This is a genomic window from Shewanella inventionis (assembly GCF_014641855.1).
GTDB lineage: Bacteria > Pseudomonadota > Gammaproteobacteria > Enterobacterales > Shewanellaceae > Shewanella > Shewanella inventionis.
This window is the reverse complement of the sequence record NZ_BMII01000077.1, coordinates 1-5,386: the sequence shown is the minus strand read 5'-3', so window position 1 is coordinate 5,386 and position 5,386 is coordinate 1. Positions and strand designations below refer to the sequence as shown.

Annotated in this window: 4 protein-coding genes; all 4 read right to left on the bottom strand. The window is 38.6% G+C overall.

The features are described 5' to 3' along the window. Nucleotides 1–87: 87 nt before the first annotated feature. Entirely contained in the window at nt 88–2,004 is a 1,917-nt protein-coding gene (locus IEW93_RS21455) for a P-loop NTPase fold protein (RefSeq protein WP_188741241.1), read from the bottom strand. A gap of 22 nt (nt 2,005–2,026) precedes the next feature. Next, on the bottom strand, nt 2,027–2,767 hold the full coding sequence (locus IEW93_RS21450; RefSeq protein ID WP_188741240.1) for an HNH endonuclease: 741 nt from the start codon (nt 2,765–2,767) through the stop codon (nt 2,027–2,029). Nucleotides 2,768–2,923: 156 nt separating this feature from the next. Continuing rightward, nucleotides 2,924–5,077: a hypothetical protein gene (locus IEW93_RS21445; protein WP_188741239.1), complete on the bottom strand. Its 2,154-nt coding sequence runs from the start codon at nt 5,075–5,077 to the stop codon at nt 2,924–2,926. Beyond that, nucleotides 5,074–5,241: a hypothetical protein gene (locus IEW93_RS21440; protein WP_188741238.1), complete on the bottom strand. Its 168-nt coding sequence runs from the start codon at nt 5,239–5,241 to the stop codon at nt 5,074–5,076. Before IEW93_RS21440 ends, IEW93_RS21445 begins: the two co-directional genes overlap by 4 nt. Nucleotides 5,242–5,386 lie beyond the last annotated feature (145 nt).

Sequence of the window (5,386 nt, the reverse complement as noted above, 5' to 3'; positions counted from 1 at the left end):
TTTCAAGGAGCTTTCTAATGACGGCTTGCTTATGCTCTTCTGGATAATGCTTCATTCATAACTAACTTACCGCTCCCTGTTTTATTTTTATGAAAAACTGAGGCGACAACTATCCTGACACAGGGGGGTATTAACAATTCGATCAGGAGAACAGCGGTCTAAATCCTCGATTACGAGTATGATTTTTTTTCCAATATTTTGAGTCTTCTCAGGAAGCTCATTTTTTTTCGAGTCAAATAAAGAGTTAAACTTTGTTACAAAGTAGCGTTGAGTTGAAAAGCTGTACGAATCGATTAAAGCCCGTATATCTTCTTTGAGATACTGAGCAACACCCAAGTGCTTTGAATAGTCAGGGGAGTTACTTATAGAGTTTATTTTTTTCAAGAAAGGACTAGCCCAGAGATTTTTAGCGATCCCAAATATGGTCAGAGCGAAACCTGATACTACTCCAGAAACTATGATTGGTGATTTATCACTTTCAGCCCAAAAGCTGTCGATCAGCCCTGTACTGATTACCGCAAGGGCAGCAATCCCAATGAGCACCCACCAAATTAAGGCGTTTCTTAGAGTGTCCCTTTGTAAGAAAATTCTATATTTACCAAGCATGTAAATACGTTTTAGAAGGCTTTTTTGAGAGTAAAGGTCCGTAGCTAAGTGATGAGCTAACGCGCCCGCCATAAAATCACAATGCTCATTTTCCCAGGCATTAAAAATGCTGAAACGATAGTTAGAATTTGCTTCGAAATCCCGCTTTAATAAATTGATAATTGTACTTTTTCCAGTCCCCCATTTGCCGAATAGTCCTACTGTGAACGGCTTGAACTTAGAGTCCGATTCGATTATTCCTTTCAATACATGGACCAGTGTACCTCTACCTAGTAAATCCGTTTTATTCTCTTGATCCCCTTTGGGTTCTATTCGATAAACTCTGTAGGTAACGGATAGCTGAGAGTTCTCAAGATCGACCCCTAAACTAGGCTCATTCCAGTTGAGCCCTGCGTAATCCCAAATTGTTCCAAAGGATTTTCCTTCTGACGGTCTTGCTACTAGGCCTACTAATCGATGTGCTTGTGATAGAGATAGGGGCTTAAAGTTCACTAAGTGAACGATGTTTCCCAGGTCGCTCCCCTCCTCTAAAAGTAAGCTGACACTTAAAGCTATGTGAGCAGATTCGTCATTTTGGAAAGTACGAATAAGTTGCCCAGGGTCAGGGCTATCAGAAGTAATCAATGAGGTATTGATAGCAACGCCAGTTACTCCGGACAGTAAATGACTTAATGTTTGAAAATAATAGCCTGCCTCCATAATATTTCGGCAGAGTACTACTATCTTGTCTCCATGATTTATTTTTACTTGGCTAAGCCAATGGCTTAGCTGCGCCTCGACTTGGGCTAGATGTACACTCGATGATGAGATATCAACATCCAAGCTATTGCTATTAAGTATAAGATCCAGCGAAGGTTGAATGACTTTAACTGGTAGGTAATACTCATCAACTATTGCTTGAGAAATTGAGTATTCATATATAACATTGCTATTAGCATATTCAACCAAATCCGATGAAGGAGTAGATGTTGCAATAAGTACTTTAGATTCTTTATTACTTTTTCTAATGAGTTCACTTGCATTAATGGCGGCTTTGCCATCAAGGTCTACTAAGTAGTAGACATCTGCATTTGAATATTTTCCTTGATTATCTGAGAAGGTTTTATAAGTGATAACATCAAAAGAAGTACTCAACTCTCCTAAATCATTGAGCAGCATACTAAGCTGTTTCTTATGTTCCCGAAGCTTTACTATGACGATACTTCTACGAAAAATGGTATTAGATGCGATTGCCTGAGCGATTACTAGGCTTTTCCCTGTACCAATAGCCATAATCAATAACCCAATATTTGGCCCAGAGTGCAAAGCTTTAGAGAGCGCGTCTACGGCTGCTTGTTGGTAATCTCTGAGTCTACTTTTTTCTTGGTTTAGGTGTTCTGTATCACTTGAATTATTCATTTCAACTTCCATGTTTTAATTATTAGGCATTAGAGTTATCAATTATCCGCTGTAACTTCTCAATACTCATAGCAGGCTTTTCCGTATGAAGCATTGCATGACAGTTAGGACAAACGGGAATAAGGTCGTTAATCGGGTCGATTTGGTAGCTTTCACCAATCGTGGCTAAATCAACCTTATGGTGCACATGAATAAAGCCTTTACCTATTTGGCCATAGGTCTTTTCAAAATCAAAGTCACAGACTTGGCAAATCGCACCGAACTTGGCGATACAAACCGTTCTTGCTTCTGGGTCTCGCTCATAAGCATTGATGGTAACTTGCTTTACTCTGCCTTCAATGAAGCCTGTTAGTTGCGGAGGTACTTCATCTGGATAGATAATCTCTGTCACAGATAACGCCAGCTTGGCTCTATATGAGTCCACCAGCGCTCTTATGGAGACTTGTTCACCTTTCCCTTGTACAGCGTAATAATCTAAATGTAATTCAACGGCAACCAATGCTCGTTCAAGGGCTTCAGGCGACATATCATTTTTGAAGCGCTCAAGATAATAACGAGTTGCCGCCAAGCTTATCGTCTTTTTGTAAACAGTCCCCTCAAGCATTGCTAGCAAGGCGTTTAGGTAGAATGCCGATGAACTTGATTTTAAACCTGTATGACTAGATAACAGTGCAGTCGCGGCACTTCGATTTGTCTGCCCCGACTCAACTTTCAAAGCAAACTCGAATGCTGGCTCGTACTGTTCTGACGTAATTCTAGCCATACAGTCTCCATAAGTTAGTCAACTGGGATTAAACCATTTTCAAAAAGACGTAACCATGGTTGGGGATGTATTTTACTAATTGAAAATCTTCATTTACCAACGCACTGATTGAACTGAGCTAGTACATCGTAGTTAACTCAGTGATCAATTTTTTAACTAACTTTCATGTATATGGGATAATTTTTCTAATATAAAAACTACATCATCGGGCATACCATCCGTTTCTAACGCTATAATTTCCTTGAGGTGACCATCAAGTACTTTTAGTTGACCAGCCCATAGTGCAAAAAGGAACTCCAAGGATGCTTCACCTTGAGGGTTATCCAAGTTTTTAATAATTGAAATGATGATATCTGTCATTTGACGACTGTAAATTTCATCGACGGCATAATTTAACTCAATAGGTTTTGCTGCTCTTAATAAACAAGCTTGAATTACGCCATCATTATAACGATCAAAACAGACAGGGCTAATCAATGTGGAGTGATAAGTCGTCGCTAAACCGCTATCACTCTTTATCCTTAAATCATGCAAAATAGCTTGAATTGTCCAATAAACGTCTGCTTGGCTAGCCTTCTGAGTGTTAAGCCCTAAATTAGTCCAAAAAGCAAAAGTCTCTCGCAACTTCAATGGCTCACCTTTAGCTGATGTTAAAAACAAATCATCAGAGGAAGCTGCCTCAAGAGTCTTAGCTCTAGCGGCCAGTAGATTTGGTAATCTCTCTGGGGTGTCAGATAAAGGATCTTCAATCTCACTGAAGGCTGAAAGTTTCTCTTTTTCTATATCCCACACCGATTTACTCTTCTCACTAAATCTAGGTAAGTTACAACTCCTTAAAACAACCAGCTCAAACCCTCCTAAACATAAGTCTTTTTCAAGCTGCTCAAATGATGTTTGATTTGGTAATTTTGAAAAGCCAACAAAGTAAGTAATCGTTGCAGACTTTGCGATGCCACGTAGCTTTCTTGCCGTTGCAAGCAGCTTTCTTCCAGATGTTATCGCTCCAGCCACAACAAATACTGACTGGCTATCCTTCAGATCTTCCTCACTTATATCAGCGAATTTAACCCACTTAATAGTTTCATCACCAATTTCAGCCCGAATCGTTTGTGTTAGCGCCCACGACCCTTCGTCATCCAAAGAAATTACTGTTTGGATGTCTCTAGAAAAATGCTTATTGAGCTTCTTTGTAAGCGTATCTTTAAAAGTATCAGGGCCTGATTCAAGCAACTTATTTATATCAATATAAAAATGTTCTTTCTCCCAATCATCACTTGGTGACGTATCAAACTTCAAAAGACCCTTAACGGCGAATTCCTTAAAGAAATTTTGACGTTTAGAATCGAAGTCAACTTTTTTAATGACTAATAGCTCATGCTTAGGTGTTTCAGGTAAAAACTGTTCACCTTCAATGCGAATAACCTTTGAGCCCTGTTGACAAAATTTACAATGCTCTTCTGGTACTGAAGTAATACCTGACTCCACAACACTCGATATATCAAAGAGCCCACGTTGCCCAGTAGGGATATGTGAAAAAAATAAAGTCAGAATATTTTCAGTTGAGAATGCATTATCACGAATAAGATTTTTAACTAAGCCGCCGCTGGTAGTCGCGGATACAATCACTAAACTTTCTGGGCTAGTCACAAAGCCATATGGCTCTTTAAACACTGAGTATGATTCAAAGCTTTCAATTATAGGCTGTTGGTGCTGGAAATTTTTTGACAACTGTACTGCGATACTGACTAAGAATGAGATTGATGAAGTATCAACATATATTCTTTTAATATTATCAGTTAAATATGGCAATAAGCTGATAGCTAAAAATGCGACTTCTACGCCTGATGTAAATAAATTCGATGCTCTAATAAACTTATCACAATGGTCCCCTGATGGTTTAGAAAAGTGATAACTAGGTGAAGACGTAATGAGCCCTTTTCTACTTTTAAAGATTTCATTAGCTCCAGCAAGCATCATTTCCTTTTTAAATAATACAGCAGCGCCTTCTCTTACTGTTGTAATATCACCATTTTCATCAACAGTGATGAATTCCAACTTATCCTCAATAACACCCACAAATGATTCAAATTCAGAAGTGAAAATTGAATTAGAAATAATTCCACCTACTACGCTAGCAGTTATTCCATAACCAAGAATTACAACGTCACTAGGCACTAAATTCAACATCACATCTTCTTTGATCTCTTTAATCAAAGAAGATACTTCAATGTCGGAATGGCAAAATAACACTAACGATTGCTTTGCTTCTTGGCTGTCTTTTCTAAATCTAAATGAAAAATAACGGCTCATAATGAACTCCCCGCTACTTCATTTTTATCAATAAGTGGTATTAAGATGGTGATAGATACACCCGTGGCATTGGCTTTTTGAGTAATATATTCAGTGCAGTATTTCTGCGAATCCCAATCCATAAATTCATAGGTATCACTTCCTTGCTCAACAAAAGGCTGCACAACAAAGTCCCGATATAAAGTGAGCTTACGGCAGCGTAGCTCAACTTATTTCAATTAACCTGATTTAATCATTGTAACTAAATCAACCCGGTCACAATGATGCCAGATAAACTCCTTAACACCCTCGCTAACTTTGAACAGTGGC